This is a genomic window from Bacillus cereus group sp. MYBK95-2, from assembly GCF_051915225.1.
GTDB lineage: Bacteria > Bacillota > Bacilli > Bacillales > Bacillaceae_G > Bacillus_A > Bacillus_A cereus.
In genome coordinates, this window is sequence record NZ_JBQAEH010000001.1 from 410,460 (window position 1) to 432,891 (window position 22,432).

Sequence of the window (22,432 nt, forward strand, 5' to 3'; positions counted from 1 at the left end):
TAAAAGCAAAGAATAACACTTATACTCTTGTTTCTAACCCTTTTATTGCATCGAACAAAAATTGAAGTGTCGGAACTGGTAGTTGCTGTTTCTTAGCTTCTTCTAATACATATCCAACAATCGCATTAATTTCCGTCTGTCTATTCGCTCTTACATCCGCTAACATAGAGGATGTATTACGAGACGTTCCTTCACACACATTTCGTACCATTTGCCATACCATTTCTTTTTCTCCTCTAATAAGAAATGCGACCTCCTGAAACACTTGCTCCATCATTTGATAAAAAAAACGATTCGTGATTAATTCACCATTCTTAACTCCCAATAGTGCCGTCAATGGATTGATACATACATTTACTACTAATTTTTTGTGCATAATCTCTTCCCAATCCGTTTCTATTTGAACTGGAAAATAAGTAACAGGAAAATAACGGAATATTTTCTTGAAATGTATAGATTGACCACAAACCACTCCAAATTTTGTTACCCCTATCCCAGTATGATGAACGATATGCCCTCCCTCTTTTTTCGCACCATGTTCTACAATACCAACAGCTATATTTTCACTCCCTATTTTCAGCATCTTTTGAAGATGCGACATTCCGTTTTGCAAAAAGATTAATGATGATGCCCCTTCCACAAACGGTAGTACGTCATCTATATGATATTGCTTCACAGAAATAAATATATAATCTAAATTTTGTGCTACCATACTTTCTATCGGTAAAACAGATGGATATACTGTTTCACATCTTCCATCTCTAATACAAGTTACACCTGTTTCATTCAACTCTTCAGCCTGCTTAGCCGTTCTTGTAAACAACGTAACATCTTGGTTACTTTTTTGTAAATAAAATGTATACAATAGACCAATAGCACCTGGTCCGACAATTCCAATTTTCATTTTCACACAAGGGATTCACATTAAGCGCCCTTGCCTCCCCTCCTTTTTATATCTTTTTAAAGTACATGAGCACGCCCTATAATTTCGTTGTCCTCTGTCAAACAAATACACTCTCTTTTTTCGCTATGTATAATACTGCCTATTAATACACTTATACTCTTAGTTTAGCAAATCCTCAAAAAAATAATAAAAGAAATATACTATCTTCTTCATAAAAATAAAAAAATGAGTTATAATATTATTGTAAATATTTTTACTTTTCTGCATTCAACAAGATAACAAAAGGATGTGATGTAATGGGATTCCCAAAAGTTGAGCGCTTGCTCATCAATTATAAAACGTTAGATGAATTCAAAAAATTTAAAGGGTGCGGAGCCCAAGAACTATCTATGCTGGAAGAATTGCAAGCAAACATTATTGAAAACGACAGTGAATCTCCATTTTATGGCATTTATTATGGTGGATCACTAATCGCACGTATGAGTCTATATATGAAAAGAAACGGCGGAGAACCATTCGAAATTACAGGTCCTTACCTAGAACTTTATAAACTTGAAGTATTACCAACTTTTCAAAAACAAGGATTCGGGCAAATGCTTGTAAATCATGCGAAACAAATGCAATTTCCCATTAAAACAATAGCACGTATTCATTCAGCTGGTTTTTGGGATAAATTAAATTTCAACCCCGTATCAGTAACTGATGGTGATTTTTATATTTGGCATCCAGAAACAAATTTGAATGCGGTTACAAACGAAGAATCGGCTTAAAAAATAAAAAACAGCTGTATAACAGCTGTTTTTTATTTCTTAAGCTTCTCTAACTTCTCATTCGAGCGAGCATTGTTTCTTTCCGCTACCATTACACTTCTTTTTTGATCGATATAATCAAGTAATGTTCTATACTCTTCTTCATATACTGATAATCGCTCCAGAAGGCGCTCTCTTTCTGTTTGTAATGATTCAACTTGTTGTTGCAACACCGTTAAAGAGTTTTCATCTTTATAATTTTGCAAGAAATCAATAACATCATTCAACGTAATTGACGTAGGTTCTAACACCTTTGTCTCTTTCACTTCATAATGTTCTACTTTACGAAGTTGCTTTGCTTCCTCAATACGTTCTTTATATTGCTTTCTTACGTAAGAATTCCATCTAAACCCACATGCTGCTGGTGTACGAGATAAATTTTTTCCCACTTCCTTAAAGGCAGAAAGTTGTGTTCCACCTTCTCGAATATGCCGGAGTACTACTTCTGCCAGAAGCAAATCTTCATCATCAGTCCAAGCATCTTGTCTTGTTGTCGCCATCTCTCTAGTCCTCCCTATGCATTTTTTATTAAGCATATGCAGTTACTAGAAAAGATAGAATACAACAACTAAAGATTAAGACAAAAAAAAATAAACGCAGAAGATATCTTCTGCGTTTATTTTCCCGCAATTACTTGCTGATTACTTCTTTACCTTTGTAAGTACCGCATGCTTTACATACACGGTGAGCTAATTTCGCTTCACCACAGCTTGGGCACTCTACCATACCAGGTACTGATAATTTGAAATGCGTACGACGCTTTCTTTTTACTGTTTTAGAAGTTCTTCTAAAAGGTACAGCCATTCTTCCCACCTCCTTAAAAGAAATAGTTATTTTCATATGAAGGCCTGAACCAGTCTTCCGATTATTTGTCAAAAAACTTTGCAAGTCCTGCCAATCTTGGATCAACAGTCTTTTCTTTGTCTTCTTCCGAAATCACTTGCCAGTCTTGACCTTGCGTCGGTGCTCCACCAGAAACATCATCACTGAAAATTTGCATTGGAATCTCCAAAAGTATATTTTCCTTGATTACGGGCAGTAAGTCAAGTACTTCTCCTTCTAAAGAATGAATTTCAGCTTCAGTTTCAAATTCTTCTTGTGAAGTTTGGAACACCTCAGTTGTTTTAATGTCAAATGGTAATGTCACATCTACTAAAGAGCGAGAACATGGTAAAACCATGCTTCCAGTTATATGTAGATGAAACGTAAACTTACCGGAGCCAAAATCAACTCTTCCCGTTACATGAACAGGATTAATTTCACGAATATCTTTCTCGACCTCTTTTAGCTCACTTACATCTACCATCTCATCCAATGTCAATCCTTTATTTCTCAATTTATTCAATTGATGGATGGACCATTTCATATCATATCACCTCAAGGCAACAAACAAAATTATAGCTAGCCATTTTATATTTGTCAATGTTTTTTCTTTACACTATAATGAAGTCATCATAGTAAATAATATATAGAGTATCACGTTTTTCAAAAAGATGCTACATCGAAAGGAGAGATTACCATAAAAGCTGGTGGTATTGTTGTTGAATATAACCCTTTTCATAACGGTCATCTTTATCATGTGCAACAGACAAAAAAGTTAACACAATCCGATATAATAATTGCCGTTATGAGTGGTCCTTTTTTACAGCGTGGTGAGCCCGCACTCATTTCCAAATGGTATCGCACTAAAATGGCCTTAGCAAACGGCGTAGACCTTGTTGTAGAGCTTCCATACGTCTTTGCAACACAAAAGGCTGAAACCTTCGCAAATGGTGCTATTTCCATTTTAAATGCCCTACGTGTTTCCGAAATTTGTTTCGGTAGTGAGGATGGACAAATCGAAAATTTTTATAATACCATCTCCATACAAAAAAACGAAGAAGAGACTTTTAACTGCCTTGTAAAACAATTCATGGACGCTGGTAATAGTTATGCAAAAGCAACATCGGATGCTTTCTCACACATTTTAACATCTGAAAAAAACATAGATATGTCACAACCAAATAATATTTTAGGCTTCCAATATATGAAAGCAATTCTGTCACAAAATAGCTCTATACAAGCTCAAACTATAAAAAGATTTGCCTCTCATTATCATGATGAAACATTTAATGACCAACATATTGCAAGCGCGACAAGCATCCGAAAACAACTCTTTAGCGAAGAAGGATCATTTACAACAATTGAACCTTTTCTCCCACAGGCAACCACTTCGCTTTTAGCAAATTACAAACAAAACTACGGGATATTACATAATTGGGAACAATACTTTTCATTTTTTAAATATAGACTCATGACGATGTCTCCAGGGGACTTACGACATATATATGAAATAGAAGAAGGTTTAGAGCATCGTATTTTATCAAAAATACAAAACAGTTCCTCCTTCTATTCATTCATGGAAGCATTAAAAACAAAACGTTATACATGGACTAGATTACAAAGAGCTTGTACACACATTTTAACAAACACAACAAAAGAGGATATACGTAGCGCAAATATAGAACAACACGCACCATATATTCGCCTGCTAGGCATGTCACAAAAAGGACAAACTTACCTTTCAAAAAATAAGAAAAAAATCGAACTTCCAATCCTTACTCATACAAAAACATTCGACCATGCCGCTTTAGATATAGAGAAAAAAGCAAACTCTGTATATTTCTCCATCATGCACGAACCGTTACGCACACAACTATTAAAACAGGATATAACACACCATCCTATTCGCTATGATGAAACAACTACAAAATTCCTATAAAAAACCTCTCTATTTCAGAGAGGTTTTTTCCTTATCCATCTTTTCTAAATATGTTAACGCATCATCCAGCGTATCCACTGGTACAATTTTCATTTTTGTTTTAATATCCTTTGCAGTCTCAAGTGCATCTTTATAGTTCGATTTCTCCGCACCTTTTTCATTTGGCGCAAAGAACACTTCAGCCCCAGCATCGCTAGCAGCCACCACTTTTTGATTTATACCACCAATCGGGCCCACTTCTCCTTTTTCATTAATTGTACCTGTTCCAGCTATTTCATGTCCTTTCGTTAAGTCTTCTTCCACAAGTTGATTATATATTTCTAATGTGAACATTAAACCTGCGGATGGTCCACCAATTTCATTAGAATTAATTTTCACTTTCGGATCGACCACTAGTTCTCTTTCCGTAACGATAGAAACACCTATACCGACACGTCCATTCCCATTAGGAATCGTCTTTACATTTAAATTCTCTTTCAATTGTTTTCCATTTCTCATGTACTCAATACTTACAGCATCATTTTCTTTTTTCCCTGTCATATATTCAATAAATTGCTCCGTCTTTTCAAATGTTTTTCCGTCAACAGCTATAATAACATCACCAAGCTTAAGCTTTCCTTCTGACGGCATTCCTTTTGCCACACCAGCAACTAATACACCTTTATTTTCAAAAGATACTGAGCGATTTGCACGTTTATATGCATTATAAATCGCTGCATTTTGTGAATCTTTCATCGCATAATTTTGGCGAAATTGATATTCTTCATCACTCTCACCTTTTTGCAATATTTCTTCCGCTTTCGAAATATGTGTATATTTATTAAACTGTGCCGCTATTAAATTCACCACATTTGCTGGTCCCATTGAAACCGTAACAAGCATAAAATCACCAGATTCTTTCGTTCCACCCTCAACTTGAACATAAGGCTCTAATTTGGCAGCCATTCCTGGTTTTGTTATATAATACGGTAAACGTACGTAAACAAGTAACATCGCCAATATAACCCCTATTAAGATTGCATATATAAACCGAAAACGCTTAAACATTATGTTTCTCCTTCCACTGCTCAATTAATAAATAAATATTTGAAATATGTTTTTCTGCTTCTACTTCTCCAACTCGAATAATGTCTTCAATGTTTGTAAAAGCACGTGAACTAAATTGCTCTACAGCTGGTCGCATCATTAAATCCGATGCAATTTGCCGATTCATTACAAGCTCATGCTGCATAATTTCAATACTTTGCATGATTACGTCATAAATGGACGTAACATCGCCATTTACCTTAATTGGAGATACATCAACAGCGATAACAATATCGGCCCCTAACTCTTTCACAACCGATACTGGGATGCGATCAATGACTCCACCATCCACTAATAATCTTCCATCTATTTTTTCTGGTACAAACACTCCAGGAACAGATATGCTAGCCCTCACCGCATCTGCAACTGGCCCACTTGTAAAAACCACTTTTTCCCCCTTCAATATGTCAGTAGCCACAACAGCCGTCGGGATATCTAACTCTTCTAAATTTTTATTATATGTAAACATTTTAATCATATCTTTGACACGTTTTCCAGCAATAAATCCCATTTTCGGTACCGTGAAATCTAAATAATACTTCCGCTTAAAAACAGATGCCAATTTATACAATCTTTCAACGTTACTACTTGCCGCATAAAACGTACCTATTAGCGCCCCCATACTACTTCCTGCAATCATGTGAATAGGGATACCCGCTTCCCTTAAAACCTTTATTACACCAATATGAGCAAACCCTTTCGCTCCTCCAGACCCAAGTGCTAAACCAATCTTTGGTTCTTTCATTTTTCTCACCCTTTAATTTTTTTCATTCCTTTTTCATACTTATGGTCTAAATTCACTACGTATCCACGTATACTGAAATGAACGTTTTTTGGGACAAAGGGGGATTTACTTACATGTATGAAAAATGGAAAACCGCTTTCCTTACCATATCAACGCTATTTTTAACCTTTTCTCTTGTACTCCACCCCCAAGCCGCTTTGCAAGCTTCTATTCGCGGGTTAAATATATGGTGGGAAGTTGTATTCCCTTCACTACTACCGTTTTTCATCATTGCGGAACTTCTAATTAGTATCGGTGTTGTAAAATTTATTGGCGTTATATTAGAACCACTCATGCGCCCACTTTTTCGCGTTCCAGGGATAGGCGGATTTGTTTGGGCGATGGGAATGGCTTCTGGTTTCCCTGCAGGCGCCAAATTAAGCGCTAGACTACGAAAAAGCAATCTTTTAACTCAGATTGAAGCAGAGCGCCTCGTTTCTTTCACAAATTCTTCTAATCCACTTTTTATTTTCGGTGCTGTGTCTATCGGTTTTTTTAATAATCCGAAATTAGGAATTATATTAGCCGCTGCCCATTATTTCAGTAACTTTGCTGTCGGATTAATTATGCGTTTTTACGGCGATAATACCGCTTACAAAATTAATACACACACTACAAAAAAACGTCGCTTTCAAAACCCTTTTTTAATCCTTCACGAGACACGCTTACAAGAAAAAAGACCAATTGGTAAATTACTTGGGGATGCCATTGTTTCTTCTATTCAAACATTACTTATGATTGGCGGATTTATTATTTTATTCTCTGTGTTAAATAAAATGATTACTGTATTTCACATTACAGCAGCTCTTTCTTTTATTATGCAACATATTTTATCATTCTTCCAACTAAGTACAGATTTTAGTATACCTATATTATCAGGTATTTTCGAAATGACACTCGGAAGCCAAATGATTAGTCAAATAAATGAAACACCGCTCTTACAACAAGCTATGGTAACAAGCTTCATTTTAGCATTTAGTGGTCTTTCTATTCAGGCACAAGTTGCTAGCATATTAGCTGAAACAGATATCCGATTTAAACCCTATTTTTTCGCACGAATTATTCAAAGTATTCTTGCCCCTATTTTTACATTTGTATTTTGGACACCATTTTATGAGAAAGTGAGTTCTTTCTCGCCTATGCCAAAAGATATTCCTGTATTTTTATCCGAACATCCTTCTATACTACATGAAATTTGGACATCTTTTATACATTATGGACCAATTTTCACATTATTTTGTCTATACTTATATGTTATTTTATTATTTTTGCGCACATATAAAGAAAAACCCCGTTCACTTTAACGGGGTTTGAAACTTTTCTTTTAAAGCACGTTCTACAATAGGAGGTACAAGATCTACTACACTTCCTCCATACCTCGCAACTTCTTTTACAATACTCGAGCTTAAAAATGAATATTGATTGTTTGTCATAATAAAAAATGTTTCAATATTTTCATCTAATTTTCGATTCATAGAAGTAATTTGCATCTCATATTCAAAATCAGAAACTGCTCGTAAACCACGTAATATTGCATTTGCATTACGCATTTTTGCATACTCTACTAATAGCCCACTATGTGAATCTACTTTTACATTCGGGATATCCTTTGTCGCTTCTCGAATTAATTCTAATCGCTCTTCAACTGAAAAGAATGGTTTTTTTGATGAATTGTTTAAAACGACTACGTACACCTCATCAAATACTTTTGCTCCCCTTTTAATAATATCCAGATGCCCAAGGGTAATTGGATCAAAACTTCCTGAAGAAATAGCTATACTTGTCATTCTGTCCCCTCACCTTCATACTTATAAATCGATATTGCAGTAATCCCATAATTCTCAGCTCGTACTTTTACAAGCCTTCCTATTGAATTAGGTAAAACTACATCATTACCATGCTCTGCCATAATTAATCCATCACTATGTAGCAATCCATGTTGATCCATTATACTAATTAAAGATACAATTTTTTGCTCTTTATATGGAGGATCTATCAATATAAGATCGAATGACATTTCACGTTTTATTAGCGCCTTTACTGCACGTTCAGCATCATTTCGATATACTTCAGCTTGTTCCTGTACTCTACAACTTTCTAAATTTTGATGAATTACTTTTATCGCTTTACTATCCCGATCAACAAAAATTGCTTTATCAATCCCTCTGCTCAAAGCCTCAATTCCAAGACCACCACTACCACCAAATAAATCAAGGGCGATACCACCATCAAAATAAGGACCTATCATATTAAAAATAGATTCTTTTACTTTATCTGTCGTTGGACGTGTTGTATTACCAGGAACCGCTTTAAGTGGGTGTCCTTTACATTTTCCTGAAACTACTCTCATCTGTTGTCACTACCTTTATTTCAATCTATCGAGCGATTATAGAAAGCCATTCCCACTTCGGTAACCGTTAACAAACCACATTCACCTAACTATAGGAAAACTCGGCCTCAAATAACCTCTCGTTATTTTTATGTATTCATCTCATCATTCACTAATATGAACCCAATATGTATATTAGTTCCACTTTATCTTTTTTATCCTATCACAAAATAAAAAAAAGAAAAATAAAAAGCCCAACATAAAATTTAATTTCATTATGTATATCTTCATTTAGATTGGACATAAATAATTATAACAACATCACCTTCGATGTTGTTGCCAACCGCGGAGAAGACTTACGTTTCCCCATAAGTTCTTCCTCCGGTTTCTCCTCTCCCTTTGCCTTCTTACTAGTACATGCTAGTATAAGAAGGGCCCTGCTATGCAGGGTTTTTTTTCTTTGTGTGCTTTTCATTTAAAAAGTGAAATGGTACAGTAAAAGAAAGAGGAGGAAAAGATATGATTCAACGCTTTATAGAACTTGGAGAAGGCTACTCTGATTTATATGAATTACTTGAAATTGCCAAAACAAATCAAGAACGTATAGCACATATGTTACAATTTGAAACGATAAAAAACGATAAAAAAGTATGTTCGCTTGTTGTAATATTAAAACCAACTACTACTGGTGATTTCCAACCATTATACATATGTCGTGAAGGCATTCCTGTATTTGAAAATAAAAAAAGTAAACGTGTCATTTTATTTGAAGAAACGGCAGAACAACTCGGAAAAAAAGTGGCTACCTTTACTGTAAAACCATCTACAACTTTCCCAGAAAAAGAACTATTTTTTAATCATTTAATTGGTATTTTACGAATGAACAATTTCATTCCTCCGATGAAATAACACGTTATTTCAAGTGAAAAATCCCCGGCTAAATTTAGCCGGGGATTTTTTCTATTAGCTATAATCGTATTCTTTTGCTCGATCAGGACGCGAATTTTCAAATTCCGTTTTTAAATACGGGCGATACGACTGTTCTATCTTTTTCACAAAAGGAAGTTTGTTCAACTTATGCATCATATGCTCAATTTGTTCCATATCACAATATACTACAGCATATTTTAATCGTTTTGATATGTAATGTATGTTACCATATTTCCTTAAAATCTTGGCATGTTTCAATGAATGTAAATAAACAATCATACTTTGTCGTTGCCCGAACATAATCTTCTCCATCTTCTCCTTTTAAAAACATATATTTTATATTCTATGAAAACCAATCAGAAATTTATAACATTACAGGACAAACTCTGTATACGTTTTCTTCCAACTTCTAAAAAACGGGGTACATCACCCCGTTTTTTTACAACCACAACCTCCGCCAGTACCACAACCTCCACCACAGCCACCAGCATCAAAGAATGGATTTCCTGTTGGCACTTTAATGGAAGAAGACACTTCCGAACCGATTGCTACACTAACTTCGTCTAATAACTTCTGCAAAGCAGTTTCTGCTCTTTTAAAAGCTGCAACCTTATCATGTAAGTCCACAGAACGCTTTAATTCTCTCATTTTCATTGACACGGTAGTATAGTCAGGATGGTATTTTCCAAAACGCTGTACTTCCTCATACCGTTCTTTCATCGCTGTAAATTGCTGAATGAGCGTCTGAAGTTCCATATCTTCATGTAATTCTCTATAATACTTACGATAATCTTCTGCTATATCTGAACAGATAATCGCTTTTGCAAGCTGCTCTGCCTTATCTAATATTAATACGCTTTCTAGCGTCGCTACAATCATGAGAGACACCTCCGAGTATCCATCATACCACATTTAGATTAGAACTACTAATTGAAGTGACTTACTCAAAAGAAAGATATAATGAAACTATTTTTACACTATATCCGTACACACTTATACATTAATATGTTCCGCTATATTATATTTAAGAACATCCCACTTTCCACTATTTTGTTTCACATAACTAATACACGCATTTTTTAATGGTGTCTTAAATGTAATTTCATCTGGTTCAATGGCATGTAAAATCGCTTTTATCGCGTGTGAGTGAGCAACAATAATAATACGTTTGCCAAAATGAGTTGTCGCAACATCTTCTAAAGCAGCAAAGCAACGAGCTACAATCTCTTCATCTCGCTCCATACCTTCTACTTTACCTTCAGCAATCAACTCTCTAACAGCCGCAACCGGCTTCCCTGAAGCTTCTCCAAAATTCCGTTCAACAAATCGCTCATCTAATAAAATCGATTGTAATCCAACTGTCTTTGCAATTTCATTAGCCGTTTCTTGCGCTCTAATTAACGGGCTACTTATAATGATATCCCACGTTTCTTCTTGTAAAGCAGCTGCACTCTGACTCGCTTGCTTCTTACCAACTTCATTAAGCGGAATATCTTCTCGCCCCTGAATAATTTCTTGAAAATTCCAATCAGTTTGTCCATGTCGTACTAAACAAATTTCCGTCATGCTGCAACTCCTTTTTAAATAATCAACCTCTATTGTAACAAAAGTTCTGCATGACGGACATATTTTTCACTTCCAATTAGGTTGCATTTTGTTGCTTCATATACTGAAACATATCAATCATGATCGAAGCAACGGCCAATTGATTTTGAAACTTTTCCACTTTATCTGGTATTGTTTTTTTGAAATGTTGCATCGCCGCTAACTCAAAAGCCTCTTTTTCTTCAGGATTTCGTGTTAATTTTCTATACCAGTACGGTTGCTCTCTAATATAGCGAGATAAATCCTCATCAGCCTTTATAAACTCCATAATTTCTGCTCTCATCATCTTTCCCCCTAATCCTTTTGAAAGAAAAATGGGTTATTTTCTGAAGTACTTTGCTCTTGCTGCGTACGGTTACCTTGAAATTGCTGAATAACTTGTTGCACGCTCCCGATTGCACTCGTCACATTGGCTAAATGGTTCTGCATTTGTTCCACGTCCAACTTTTTAAAAAAAGAAAGCATTTGCCCCATCACATCAGCAGTTTTTTCCTCTTCAGTTCGATTATCTTTTTCTTTTTTATTTTCTTTTACCGAAGAAAACGCAGGCGCTCCATCCGGTCTATAAGTTGCCCATATTGGATCTTCTTCACCAAGTAAGTACCATTCTTCATAAAATTGTTGCCATGTTTTATGACCACTTCTAACCTCATGAACCATTTTAGGGTGATGGTTTACAAATTCTTTAAACTGTTGAACCGATGGATGTAACGGTCCTTTTGTTGTTGGCATAATCCTCACCTCTCCATGTATATCTACTATATAGTAAGAAAAAAAAGGCGCATGGTTCGCCTATTTTTAGACGATTCATGCACCTTTTTTTCTGCTATTTGCATACGGTCAGATTCCCACCTACAATTCAGTGAATACGAAGTAACTAATTTGGTGATGTTAACACCCCACCGCTTACAATTTCACTTTATTTTCGAATAAAGTTTTGTGTATAAAATTTATCGTATACACCAACACCTAATCCTGTAAATTGTTCATTTAATAAATTCTTTCTATGCCCCTCACTATTTAACCAACCTTGCACTGCCGCAATTCCATCACTATGTTGCGCCGCTATGTTCTCACCAGCAAGTTGAAATCCTACTTTCCCGCGCTGCAAACGATCTCCTAGTGTACCTAATGTAGGTGAGTCATGAGAAAAATAATTATTGTCTTTCATATCTTTACTGTGACCAACAGCAACATCTGCTGTTTCCTGATCCCATGTTAATAATGGTAATTTATGACGACTTCGAATGATATTTGTTAAATCAAAAATTTGTTGCATATTCCCATTTTCTACTTGTTTTATTTTTTCTGGAGTCAATGGTTGTTCTGCTATTAATTCACCTGAATAAACGAGCTGATACGGTCTTTGGCGTAATAAAGTTTCATCATCCATATAACGAACACCAATAAGCTCATGTGTAAATTGATCAAAATACAATTGCGCCCATCCATCTTCTACAGGTATTAACGGTTGTTCCATGACTTCGGTATCAGATAGCTCAAATTGATAACTATTTTTCCCTCTTTTTAATGAAATTTCATGCGAAAGCGGACTTTTTTTATATACTTCTTCATATTTTTCATTTATATAATAAGGTGGAACCTTAACTTGTTCACCAGCTGCGTATGCCGTTACAACTTTACGTTCAGAAACTCCAAATTGAACATACTGAGTTAAATCCTGGTTGTATACCCACCATTCATATCCGTATGCAGATGGCTCTATTCGAGAGGGTTCTCCCCACTTCGCTAATAAGTTTTCAGAGTCTTCACCAATCATATTTAAAACAGTGTCTGAGGAGTCTTCCTTAATTTGCTTTTTCTTTTTCACAATTTTATTTTCTTGCTTTGATTGAGATGGGGTTAATATATATTGTGAAACGAGTAATTTCCCGTATAAATCAACAGCTAAAATTAAAAATGTAATCATTACGATACGCAATAATTTCTTCAAACGATATACCTCCTGAACAAAACATAAAATTGAGATATACACAAATCCTTTTCTTTCTTTTTGTGTGTACCGTACTCTTTTCACTATATCATATTTTTGTGAAAAAAGTCTGGATTATCCCTTTTCTCTCAATATGAATTGCACTTTCTTATTATTCATACTATTATAAAAATAATGGTGTAACATTAAAAAAGGAGGTATTATATGCAATTTACAAATACGCAATTTAATGGAGCCGTCGTTGAATTAACTCTTTTAACTGAAATCATGGAAAACAACCACTTCGTACTTGCCGGACAGTGGGATTATGAGCGAGTTACATACGATTATAAATTTGAAATATTAAAGGATGTTTATTATTTACGAGTGCAAGGAGTTGCTGTTGAAGGTGACATTGGCAGTAGACACGCTGAAGTAAAACTACTTCCCCCCTTATTAGGAAAACATTATTATCCTCACGGCGTTGAATATGGTGATGATGAGACTTTCCCAACGAATGTACTTCAAAAAAGCGAACAACTCCTACAAAATGTCGAAAAAGAGTTAAAAGAATTTCAAATTATTGATTAACAAAAACAAGCGCATCAATATGATGCGCTTGTTTTATTTCCCTTCCCTAAGAATGAATCGTTTTTTTTACTGGATATCCATAAATAGATCCATCTTTTACTTTAATCTCATCTTCCCAAGGAACCTTATATTTACCTTCAGCTAAATCTTTTACAAACGTATATGGATTTTCTTTCACCCCACCAGGAGTTGCTACATATCCTCTTGAACCTAGATTATATATATTATTTTCCAATCCCCATCCTAATCTAGCCTGATCTGCTAGTTCTGGATATACTTCAGCAGTAACAATCTCCCAAGGATTTCGATGTCCCTGTACTAAAGTAGTCCCATCAAAATTACATACTTGTCCTTCACCAAAGTAATAAAATACGCCATCATAACCCGCTAAGTTTACCGACAATGTATACATTAAATTCTGCCATGCATTTGAACGATTGGTTAGCATCCATTGTTCACTAACTTGTGTACTATATCCAGAAATACGAATTAAGACATTTGCACCTTTATAGGCCGCTTCACGAGCTACTTCAGGGAACATGCCATCATGACAAATACAAACAGCTAATTTACTTCCTCCAGGTCCATCACAAACAGGTAAGCCTAAATCTCCAGCTTTCCAAGGCTCGACTGGCACCCAAGGATTTAGCTTACGATACTTCAAAATCATTTCACCTTGTGGATCAATAATAACTGCTGTATTATATGGCTCTCCACCATCAGGATTTTTCTCCATTATTGAAAAAACACCATATACTTTAGATTCTTTACATGCCTCAGCAAATAAGTCTGTTTCTGGCCCAGGCACTGTACATAAAAATTCTTCTGTAGTCCATTTTTTTGTATTGAGCCCTTGTGTACTATATTCAGGAAATACTATCAATTCTAAACCAGGGTAACCTGATTTGGTCGAATGAATTGTTTTTATGATTTGTTGAATTTGTTTATCAATGTCTGCACGCGATTCTACTACTGGTACTGGATATTGAATTAGTGCTGTCAAAAAACCACTAATCGGCTTTACCATACTTCCACTACTACCCATTTAAACTCCCCCTTAAAATAGTTCGTGTTTATTAAAGATAACAATATATATTTGTAACTCTCTAAAAAACTTGCACTACATATGGAATTATTACGCATGAAAGCTAGTAGTAAATTTTATCTCCACTTTTAGTACACGCCTACAATAACTTAACATAAAAAATTAGAAAATTCAATCTTTTAAGGCGGCTAAAACTAAAAAGAAAAAGCGCATGGAATCCCATACACTTTTTTTACTTAGTCTGTAAATACGGCGGCAATTGTTGCAACTGCTCCTTATCCTTTTCACGTTCTCTACGTGCCCATCTAAAGAATACATAGCCTATAATTGTACCGTACACTATTTCCTGGACAATTTTCATTATGATACCACCAGTTTGCTGGTCTTGTACGACTGGCATCCAGTGCAAAAATTCTGGTCCCGTTATATTTAAATCTGATAAAGTGCCCGCTGGTACACATAGTTCCATCGCTTTCATCCAAGCAGCCGGATCCGTATACGTTGCAAATAACGGGGCTGTCGCAAAAATGATTAACGCACAAGCAGGCGTTAATAATATGCCATTAGCAAACATATAACCAAGTTTCTTTATATCACTTAATGTTTGATATTCTGGTAATGGATTTAACATCGGCCACCACATCATGATTGCTGTAAAAAACAATATAGCGAGACAAATAGGATGAGCTATTTGACTTTGTTTTACCGTATCAAAAACAACTGGTAAATGATAAAAAGAAAACAGGCCGTTAAATACAAATAACGCAATAAGCGGTTTAGCAAATACCTTTAATATAATTTGAACAAACTTAAAAGAAGTAATGTAACGATATAACCAAATTGGTATACCAAGCAACAGTAACGGTGGAACTGCAATATACATGACTGCCATTTCAAACATATGAGCACTAAATATAATATGGCCAATTAAATCAATAGGCCCTCCCTTTACAAAATACAAAAGAACAATACCAGTCGTAAAATAAAAAATTTGCTTCTTACTTACCTTCGTCGCATTTTCAAATCGCATTCTATATGGCCCAATAATTAAGAAGTACCCAATAAGAATCGAAAGCATAAATAATAAAAAGATTGGACTCCATAAAGCCTGAAAACCAAATATCCACAAGTTACTCATTTTCACACCTACCTTCGTAAGGTTATCTCATAATATGAAGAGGGAGCTGTGACAACACAAGCTCCCTTATTTTTCACTTTTCAAATCCACACGATTGTCATAAAAGCTAAAATTGTAATTAACCCTATTAGCAGACCAGAGTAAAGAAAGAAACTTGCTGCTTCATGTCCTTTATGACTCATATGCATAAAATAATACAATTGAAAAATTACTTGTACCACTGCTAATAGTAAAATAAACGGTACAGAGAAAATCGGACTAAAAGTTTTTGGATACGCCACCGCTACAAATGCAACTAATGTTAAAAAAATCATTAATGCAAACGTAATAACTTGATGCCTCATTTCCTCCGCACTTTTTCTCTTCCGATAAACAAGATCAACTTTAGGATTATTCGTTTGCTTTATCGCCATTGTTTATCCCACCATTCCCATTAAATATACTACAGTGAAAATAAACACCCAAACTACGTCAATAAAGTGCCAATAAATCGATGCAACATAAAACTTCGGTGCATTGTATAAATTTAGACCTCTCTTCGCATTTCTAAAGATTAATGTTAGAATCCAACATAACCCAAACAATACGTGGAGTCCATGTGTACCAACAAGAGCATAAAACGCAGAGCCAAACGCACTACTTCTCATAGTATGCTTAAATTCATGTGTATAATGATAAAACTCATATATCTCAAACCCTAAAAACCCTAAACCTAGCAATACTGTTACTAGTAACCAAAGCTGCATTTTCTTAAAGTTAAAGTTTTTCATGTGATACATCGCATATACACTCGTTAAGCTACTCGTTAATAAAAGCATCGTCATAATGAAAACGAGTGGCATTTGGAACATCTCTTGAGATGTTGGTCCACCATTTGTAGAATTCTTTAACGCTAAATATGTTCCGAATAAGGAAGCGAACAACACTGTTTCGCCTCCAAGAAATAACCAAAAACCGACAAACTTATTTTTCCCTTCAAGGGTTGCTTTTTCAGGCTCTGCTGGAAATGTTTCATTCGTTAATTTTTCATCTACATGCATTATGCCTTGCCCCCCTTATCCTCTAAATCTTCTTTATGAATATGATACCCATGATCATCAATTACTGAACGTAGGAACATTGCGCCAAATGTAATGATTAAACCAATAATTGCTACTAATAACCAGAACTTATCTTTTCCGCCCTGCATATACATCGCACCAAATGCCGCTATAAACAATCCGAAAGAAATGACAAATGGTGAAAACGAAGGATTTGGCATATGAATATCACCAACTGGTTCCGCTGCTGTCATCTCTTTATTACCTTCACGTTTTTCAATCCAAAACGGATCTAATCCGCGAACAAATGGTAATTGTTTAAAGTTATATTCTGGTGTCGGTGCTGGCATTGTCCATTCTAATGTACGTGCATCCCACGGATCACGACCAGCTTTTTCTTTTGATACTGTCGTTTTAATTACATTGAATAGAAGAACAATTGTTCCAAGAGCCATAAACACCGCTCCGATGGAACTAATCATATTCCCCATTTCCAACCCTTGCCCTTCAAGATATGTGTAGTAACGGCGTGGCATACCAATCAAGCCAAGGAAATGCTGAATAAAGAACGTTAAATGGAAGCCGATAAAGAATAGCCAGAACGTTATCTTTCCTAATGTTTCATTTAATACTTTATTAAACATCAGTGGCCAATAATAATGAGCTCCTGCAAGTAAACCAAATACAACACCGCCAACGATTACATAATGAAAATGCGCTACTACGAAATAGTTATCATGAAATTGATAATCAGCTGGTGCAGATGCTAGCATAACCCCTGTAACTCCACCCATTACGAATGATGGAATGAAAGCTACTGCCCACATCATTGGTGTCGTAAAACGAATACTTCCGCCCCACATTGTAAAGAGCCAGTTGAATATTTTGATACCAGTTGGAACCGCAATCGCCATTGTTGCGACCGAGAAAATAGCATTAGCAACTGGACCAAGTCCAACAGTAAACATATGGTGCGCCCATACCATAAATCCTAAAAATCCAATTAATACAGTCGCAAACACCATCGATGAATAACCAAACAATCGTTTTTTCGAAAATGTCGCGAAGATTTCTGAGAATATTCCGAAAGCTGGGAGTATAAGAATGTATACTTCTGGATGACCGAAAATCCAGAATAAATGCTCCCATATAATTGTATTCCCGCCCAATGCCGGATTAAAGAAACTTGTTCCAAATAAACGATCTAACATTAAAAGTCCTAATCCTACAGTTAACGGCGGAAAAGCGAATAATATAAGCGAAGATGTTACAAATGTCGTCCATGTAAACATCGGCATACGCATGTACGTCATTCCTGGCGCCCGCATATTAATAATGGTTACAAGGAAGTTAATACCTCCAATTAATGTACCAATACCTGAGATTTGCAAGCCGAGTACATAGAAATCAACACCATGACCTTTAGAGGCTAAAGCTAAAGATGCATAAGATGTCCATCCTGCATCAGGTGCTCCACCTAAAAACCAACTTAAATTTAAAAATACTCCACCAAAGAAAAATAACCAAAATCCGAGTGAATTCAAAAACGGGAACGCTACATCACGTGCACCAATTTGAAGTGGTACAGCGGCGTTCATAAATGCAAACACGAGTGGCATAGCTGCGAGGAAAATCATTGTTGTACCGTGCATCGTTAATACTTGATTATAAGCATCCCCAACAAGAAAAGCGTTGTTAGGAATCGCTAATTGAAGGCGAATAAATAGAGCTTCTATTCCGCCTATTACAAAAAACAATCCACCTGCAATTAAATAGAGAATGGCAATCTTTTTATGGTCTACTGTCGTTAAATAATCCCATATGACAGCACCCATCCCCTGTTTTTTTGCTACAGAACTCACGTTTTCAACCTCCCCTTCGCGAATAATCCCTCTTTACTTTTCAACTTTTAACGTTTGTAAGTATGCATTTAATGCATCAATTTGATCATCCGTTAAGTTGCCATATTTGCCAGTCATTTTGTTTCCTGGCTTCATATTTTCAGGATCTTTCAGCCATTTTTTTAAGTTTTCTTCATTGTTTTCGGCAATACCGGCAACCATATCGCGATCCGCAAAGTTTGCTAAGTTTGGTGCGATACGAGCGGAAGGTGGTCTACTATCATTAGATCCAACTGCATGACAACCAATACAGCTTTTATTAAATATTTCTTGGCCCTCTTGCGCCTTTGTTGAAGCTACTTCTTTCTTCCCATCAATCTTCTTCATATCAGCAAGCCATTTTTTGTACTCGCTTTCATCTAAAGCTTTCACTTTAAATTGCATTAAAGAATGTGATGGGCCGCAAAATTCTGTACAAAAACCATTATAAGTGCCCGATTTATCTGCCTTTAACCACATTTTGTTCACATTGTCTGTATTTGTATCCATTTTCCCTGCTAAAGATGGAACCCAAAATGAGTGTTTAATATCGGCACCCTTCAAATTTAAATACACTTTCTTACCTGTGGGGATGACCAAATCTTGCGAAGTTACTATCTTTTCTGATTTATAAGAAAATTCCCACCAATAAAGATTCGCTGTTACATCAACAACGATAGTATCTTTATCAATATTCTTTTTCTCCATCGCACTTACATCAGCAAGTTTGAATGTATATGTAACTGTTGGAACAGCTAAGATTAGTAAAAGAATAATCGGAATAACTGTCCATATAATTTCTAGCTTGTGATTCCCTTCAACTTGCTCTGGAATATAATCTTCCTGACCTTTCTTTTGTCGGAAACGCACAATTACATATAAGAAAATAATAGTAACTACTAGTACTACTCCTACCATGATTGCACTCGCCAGTAGAAGTAAATCATATTGCATTTTTGCTACTTCTCCTTGCGGAATTAAAGTAGATTGAAAGGCTTTACCGCATCCCCCTAACAGTAAAGCCAGCAGTGAAACGAACGAAAGCAGTCGCCACTGTTTCTTCATACAAACAACCCCCACTTTCCTTGTGAATTAGATTGTACTTTATAGTTAAGTAAAGTAAATCTCAACGTAAAGAAATCCAATTATGTCGTTGTCTTAGAAGAATGTAACTACAATCATTGATACAAATAAGATTGTTAAATAATTTAGGGAATAAACAAACATTTGCACGGACCATTTGATGTCATCTTTCTTACGGAAGCCATAAAATCCTAAAACGATCCATCCGATGTTAAGCAGTGTTGCAATTACCATAAATGTTATCCCTAGTCCACTCATATAAAATGGTAGTGGTAATAAACATACTGTCCAAATCATAATTTGGCGTTTCGTAATTTCAAATCCATGAACTACAGGAAGCATTGGAATTCCTGCATTTCGATATTCATCAACACGTTTCATTGCTAATGCAAGGAAATGTGGGATTTGCCAAATAAACATAATTAAAAATAACATCCAAGCAATTGGATGGCCTAAAGATGGATCGATTGCTGCCCATCCAATTAAAGGAGGAACTGCACCAGATATACTACCTACAACAGTATTTAGTGTATACTTTCTCTTTGTCCATAAACTATATAGAACAACATATGTGAAAGCACCAATAAATCCCATTAAGACTGCCATTGGTGTTGTTAATAATAAAAATACAAAACCAAGAAGTAATATGACTAGTCCAAATGTAAGTGCAAATCCTGGTTTATACTTTCCAGTAACCGTTGGACGGGTCTTTGTTCTTTCCATTAATGGATCGATGTCTCGATCAATGTAGTTGTTTAAACAACATACCCCTGCCATAACTAATCCAGAACCAACGATTGTAAAGAATAACTTATCCAGATTGTCCATTACACTTAATCCATTAAAGTGTAATGCCAACCAAAATCCTGTAAATACAGTAAGTGTATTTGAGTTTACAATCCCCATTTTAACGAGTGCTTTTAAATCTTGTAACCGAGTTGTTTCCGGTACACTTGTAACAGCGGACTCATCATGCAGCTCACTTGTTGCATGGTTCATCACTCTAACCCCCTCTTAAAACTTTCATCTTTCTTTTTGCGCATATTTCAAATGAAATAATTCGCTTCTATATAGCAATATTATTACAGTAGAAACATTGTTAACCCATTCTACTACTAATCTACGCCCATACTCCAATATATTAAATCATATTTCCCGAACATTTTGTGAAGAAAACATGAACTTTTTGTGTCGAATATAAAAAACTTCATTCTGACTTGTCCTTATCATAACATGATGTTACCTTCTATAATAAACTATTTTGTCTTATTTAACACGTATTCTCCCCATTTCTTTTCAAAATAGCCTATTTTTCACCTAAAATTTTCCTTATGAACCCTGTTTTTACACCTATTTTCTCCCCCTTTCCTTCCCCCTCCATTTCTTTGCTATTTTATTATTTTTTATATATCATAGGAACTAGCGCGTTTTATTCTATACATAATGGAATGAAAATATTTCGCAATAACTTCATAGCAGAAAGATGGTGAAAGAGATTGCAACGCTTTATTAAATGGTTAGCAGTCATTACAAGCCTTGATTTATTAATAGTTTTATTAGGAGGCGCTTTAGTTACAAAAACAGGTTCTGGTCAAGGTTGTGGTAAATCATGGCCACTTTGTAACGGTGAATTTGTTCCATCTAATTTATCAATGGAAACTATTATTGAACTTAGCCACCGATTAACATCCGGATCAGCTGGAATTCTTGTCACTCTCCTTTGTATTTTGTCCTGGAAATATTATAAACATGTGCGTGAAACAAAAACGTTAGCAATTTTATCCTTCGTATTTTTAGTTGCACAAGCATTAATGGGAGCAGCAGCAGTTGTTTGGGGCCAAATGCCAGCTGTACTTGCTATCCACTTCGGTATTTCCTTAATTTCATTTGCTTCTGTCATTTTATTAACGTGTCTTATCTTTGAAATTGACCAAAAATTTGATGCACGTTCACTTATTATGGACAAAAAAATGAAATTTCATATTTATGGTGTAACAATTTACAGTTATATCGTCGTCTACACAGGTGCTTTAGTACGTCACGAACGAGCTAGCTTAGCCTGTCCAGACTTTCCTTTATGTAGCAAAAACAGACCTATGCCAACTCAACTACATGAATGGGTTCAAATGGGCCATAGAGTTGCAGCGATGTTAATTTTCGCTTGGATACTATACGCGATGATTCTCGCTATTCGCCATTACAAACAGCAACCTGTCGTATATTGGGGATGGATCATTTCATTTATCCTTGTTACACTTCAAGCTGTAGTAGGAGTTTTAGTTGTATTTACAAACGCTAGTTTAGCAATGGCATTGTTACATTCTCTATTCATTTCTTGCTTGTTTGCCGTACTATGCTATTTAGTTATGTTAGGAACAAGAAGTAAAGTGAATGCAAAAGAAGCCGAATTAACTTCTAAACAAACAAAATAATTTAAAACTAAAATCCCTTGCCAATTCGGCAAGGGATTTTTTGCAATAAAAAAAGAGCTGTATTTTACACAGCTCTTTTTTT

Annotated in this window: 27 protein-coding genes; 6 read left to right on the plus strand and 21 right to left on the minus strand. The window is 35.5% G+C overall.

Going from position 1 to position 22,432, the window contains the following annotated elements:
- Window positions 1-19: 19 nt before the first annotated feature.
- Window positions 20-904, minus strand: coding sequence for a 2-dehydropantoate 2-reductase (gene panE, locus ACTFN4_RS01930; protein ID WP_002182931.1), 885 nt, complete (start codon window positions 902-904; stop codon window positions 20-22).
- A 296-nt stretch (window positions 905-1,200) separates the two neighbouring features.
- On the opposite strand from panE, the gene ACTFN4_RS01935 reads away from it, so the two are divergent.
- On the plus strand, window positions 1,201-1,674 hold the full coding sequence (locus tag ACTFN4_RS01935; protein WP_000506694.1) for an N-acetyltransferase: 474 nt from the start codon (window positions 1,201-1,203) through the stop codon (window positions 1,672-1,674).
- Between the two features lie 32 nt (window positions 1,675-1,706).
- Here the strand turns inward: ACTFN4_RS01935 and ACTFN4_RS01940 are convergent, their stop codons facing one another.
- From ACTFN4_RS01940 to ACTFN4_RS01950, 3 genes are all read right to left on the minus strand, one after another.
- The gene (locus ACTFN4_RS01940; RefSeq protein WP_000246467.1) at window positions 1,707-2,213 is read right to left on the minus strand and encodes an RsfA family transcriptional regulator; all 507 of its coding nucleotides are present in this window, start codon (window positions 2,211-2,213) and stop codon (window positions 1,707-1,709) included.
- A 130-nt stretch (window positions 2,214-2,343) separates the two neighbouring features.
- Window positions 2,344-2,517: a 50S ribosomal protein L32 gene (gene rpmF / locus ACTFN4_RS01945; protein WP_001984764.1), complete on the minus strand. Its 174-nt coding sequence runs from the start codon at window positions 2,515-2,517 to the stop codon at window positions 2,344-2,346.
- A 61-nt stretch (window positions 2,518-2,578) separates the two neighbouring features.
- Window positions 2,579-3,079, minus strand: a complete 501-nt coding sequence (locus tag ACTFN4_RS01950; protein WP_000872149.1) for a YceD family protein — start codon at window positions 3,077-3,079, stop codon at window positions 2,579-2,581.
- A 213-nt stretch (window positions 3,080-3,292) separates the two neighbouring features.
- On the opposite strand from ACTFN4_RS01950, the gene ACTFN4_RS01955 reads away from it, so the two are divergent.
- Complete coding sequence (locus ACTFN4_RS01955; RefSeq protein WP_002182932.1) at window positions 3,293-4,474, plus strand: nucleotidyltransferase; 1,182 nt, start codon at window positions 3,293-3,295, stop codon at window positions 4,472-4,474.
- 9 nt (window positions 4,475-4,483) lie between these two features.
- On the opposite strand, the gene ACTFN4_RS01960 is transcribed toward ACTFN4_RS01955, so the two are convergent.
- Complete coding sequence (locus tag ACTFN4_RS01960) at window positions 4,484-5,521, minus strand: SepM family pheromone-processing serine protease (protein WP_000476281.1); 1,038 nt, start codon at window positions 5,519-5,521, stop codon at window positions 4,484-4,486.
- On the minus strand, window positions 5,514-6,305 hold the full coding sequence (locus ACTFN4_RS01965) for a patatin-like phospholipase family protein (RefSeq protein ID WP_000662588.1): 792 nt from the start codon (window positions 6,303-6,305) through the stop codon (window positions 5,514-5,516). The genes ACTFN4_RS01960 and ACTFN4_RS01965 overlap by 8 nt, the downstream gene beginning before the upstream one ends.
- A gap of 113 nt (window positions 6,306-6,418) precedes the next feature.
- On the opposite strand from ACTFN4_RS01965, the gene ylbJ reads away from it, so the two are divergent.
- On the plus strand, window positions 6,419-7,648 hold the full coding sequence (gene ylbJ / locus ACTFN4_RS01970; protein WP_000273082.1) for a sporulation integral membrane protein YlbJ: 1,230 nt from the start codon (window positions 6,419-6,421) through the stop codon (window positions 7,646-7,648).
- Here ylbJ and coaD read toward each other — a convergent pair.
- Complete coding sequence (gene coaD, locus ACTFN4_RS01975; RefSeq protein ID WP_000200601.1) at window positions 7,640-8,131, minus strand: pantetheine-phosphate adenylyltransferase; 492 nt, start codon at window positions 8,129-8,131, stop codon at window positions 7,640-7,642. The two genes, ylbJ and coaD, sit on opposite strands and share 9 nt — an antisense overlap.
- Window positions 8,128-8,694 (minus strand): 16S rRNA (guanine(966)-N(2))-methyltransferase RsmD, encoded by a 567-nt coding sequence (gene rsmD, locus ACTFN4_RS01980; protein ID WP_001266978.1) that lies wholly within the window; start codon window positions 8,692-8,694, stop codon window positions 8,128-8,130. The genes coaD and rsmD overlap by 4 nt, the downstream gene beginning before the upstream one ends.
- 498 nt (window positions 8,695-9,192) lie before the next feature.
- Here rsmD and ACTFN4_RS01985 point away from each other — a divergent pair, with 498 nt between their 5' ends.
- Window positions 9,193-9,582, plus strand: coding sequence for a DUF7147 family protein (locus tag ACTFN4_RS01985; protein ID WP_000616017.1), 390 nt, complete (start codon window positions 9,193-9,195; stop codon window positions 9,580-9,582).
- Window positions 9,583-9,636: 54 nt separating this feature from the next.
- On the opposite strand, the gene ACTFN4_RS01990 is transcribed toward ACTFN4_RS01985, so the two are convergent.
- From ACTFN4_RS01990 to ACTFN4_RS02015, 6 genes are all read right to left on the minus strand, one after another.
- On the minus strand, window positions 9,637-9,903 hold the full coding sequence (locus tag ACTFN4_RS01990) for a YlbG family protein (protein ID WP_002082261.1): 267 nt from the start codon (window positions 9,901-9,903) through the stop codon (window positions 9,637-9,639).
- 126 nt (window positions 9,904-10,029) lie between these two features.
- Window positions 10,030-10,482 carry a YlbF family regulator gene (locus ACTFN4_RS01995; protein WP_000634366.1) on the minus strand — a complete coding sequence of 151 codons (453 nt, stop codon included), beginning with the start codon at window positions 10,480-10,482 and terminating at the stop codon, window positions 10,030-10,032.
- A gap of 114 nt (window positions 10,483-10,596) precedes the next feature.
- Window positions 10,597-11,169 (minus strand): histidine phosphatase family protein, encoded by a 573-nt coding sequence (locus ACTFN4_RS02000; protein WP_000134946.1) that lies wholly within the window; start codon window positions 11,167-11,169, stop codon window positions 10,597-10,599.
- 76 nt (window positions 11,170-11,245) lie between these two features.
- The gene (locus tag ACTFN4_RS02005; RefSeq protein ID WP_001200990.1) at window positions 11,246-11,491 is read right to left on the minus strand and encodes a YlbE-like family protein; all 246 of its coding nucleotides are present in this window, start codon (window positions 11,489-11,491) and stop codon (window positions 11,246-11,248) included.
- 11 nt (window positions 11,492-11,502) lie between these two features.
- Window positions 11,503-11,940, minus strand: coding sequence for a YlbD family protein (locus ACTFN4_RS02010; protein ID WP_001143346.1), 438 nt, complete (start codon window positions 11,938-11,940; stop codon window positions 11,503-11,505).
- A 187-nt stretch (window positions 11,941-12,127) separates the two neighbouring features.
- Window positions 12,128-13,162 (minus strand): CAP domain-containing protein, encoded by a 1,035-nt coding sequence (locus tag ACTFN4_RS02015; protein WP_000735375.1) that lies wholly within the window; start codon window positions 13,160-13,162, stop codon window positions 12,128-12,130.
- A gap of 204 nt (window positions 13,163-13,366) precedes the next feature.
- On the opposite strand from ACTFN4_RS02015, the gene ACTFN4_RS02020 reads away from it, so the two are divergent.
- On the plus strand, window positions 13,367-13,732 hold the full coding sequence (locus ACTFN4_RS02020) for a YugN family protein (RefSeq protein WP_001160952.1): 366 nt from the start codon (window positions 13,367-13,369) through the stop codon (window positions 13,730-13,732).
- Window positions 13,733-13,778: 46 nt separating this feature from the next.
- Here ACTFN4_RS02020 and ACTFN4_RS02025 read toward each other — a convergent pair whose 3' ends face one another.
- The 7 genes from ACTFN4_RS02025 to ctaB form a co-directional block, all read right to left on the minus strand.
- Entirely contained in the window at window positions 13,779-14,777 is a 999-nt protein-coding gene (locus tag ACTFN4_RS02025; RefSeq protein ID WP_000535802.1) for a formamidase, read from the minus strand.
- 232 nt (window positions 14,778-15,009) lie between these two features.
- A complete protein-coding gene (gene ctaG, locus ACTFN4_RS02030; RefSeq protein WP_000069026.1) occupies window positions 15,010-15,915 on the minus strand; it encodes a cytochrome c oxidase assembly factor CtaG in 906 nt (301 codons plus the stop codon).
- Window positions 15,916-15,995: 80 nt separating this feature from the next.
- Window positions 15,996-16,328 (minus strand): cytochrome c oxidase subunit IVB, encoded by a 333-nt coding sequence (ctaF, locus tag ACTFN4_RS02035; RefSeq protein WP_000985706.1) that lies wholly within the window; start codon window positions 16,326-16,328, stop codon window positions 15,996-15,998.
- A gap of 3 nt (window positions 16,329-16,331) precedes the next feature.
- Window positions 16,332-16,955 carry a cytochrome c oxidase subunit III gene (gene ctaE, locus ACTFN4_RS02040; RefSeq protein WP_000557861.1) on the minus strand — a complete coding sequence of 208 codons (624 nt, stop codon included), beginning with the start codon at window positions 16,953-16,955 and terminating at the stop codon, window positions 16,332-16,334.
- The gene (gene ctaD, locus ACTFN4_RS02045; RefSeq protein ID WP_153579316.1) at window positions 16,955-18,790 is read right to left on the minus strand and encodes a cytochrome c oxidase subunit I; all 1,836 of its coding nucleotides are present in this window, start codon (window positions 18,788-18,790) and stop codon (window positions 16,955-16,957) included. The genes ctaE and ctaD overlap by 1 nt, the downstream gene beginning before the upstream one ends.
- Window positions 18,791-18,850: 60 nt before the next feature.
- Window positions 18,851-19,900 carry a cytochrome c oxidase subunit II gene (coxB, locus tag ACTFN4_RS02050; RefSeq protein WP_000745268.1) on the minus strand — a complete coding sequence of 350 codons (1,050 nt, stop codon included), beginning with the start codon at window positions 19,898-19,900 and terminating at the stop codon, window positions 18,851-18,853.
- 93 nt (window positions 19,901-19,993) lie between these two features.
- Window positions 19,994-20,917, minus strand: coding sequence for a protoheme IX farnesyltransferase (ctaB, locus tag ACTFN4_RS02055; protein ID WP_001015058.1), 924 nt, complete (start codon window positions 20,915-20,917; stop codon window positions 19,994-19,996).
- A 497-nt stretch (window positions 20,918-21,414) separates the two neighbouring features.
- Here ctaB and ctaA point away from each other — a divergent pair, with 497 nt between their 5' ends.
- Entirely contained in the window at window positions 21,415-22,350 is a 936-nt protein-coding gene (gene ctaA / locus ACTFN4_RS02060; protein ID WP_001188743.1) for a heme A synthase, read from the plus strand.
- Window positions 22,351-22,432: the final 82 nt, after the last annotated feature.